A 324-nucleotide genomic window follows, 5' to 3' on the forward strand; every position below is an offset into this window, starting at 1 on the left:
ACGACGTGTTTCGACATCTGGCGGAGGGAAAGACGCGAGACGAGATCGCGCAAATGGTCGGATACAAGGCACGGCGCTACTTGGATCAGTTCATGTTGCGCCACGGCTACCAATGGAGCGTGGAACGCCAGACGTATGTCGAGCGCGTCACGCCGAAGAAGAAGCGGCGTGGGCAGAAGGTGGCCCGAGTGATCGAGGCGTTCCAGGCGGAGCCCTACGGCGATCCCAAGCGGATCGCCGAGGCACTTGGGTTTGCGAGCGCGTTCGAGATGGCGCAGTACATGCAAGCGCATGGGTACCTGTGGTCCAACACGGCGCGAAACT

The 324-nt window shown here is 61.4% G+C and carries 1 pseudogene; it reads left to right on the forward strand.

Annotated elements, in window-relative coordinates:
- A pseudogene (locus AC27E8_RS00120) lies at nucleotides 1–324 on the forward strand (hypothetical protein); the annotation flags it as partial.

The sequence above is a fragment of the Alicyclobacillus sp. CIJ1 genome (assembly GCF_057538885.1).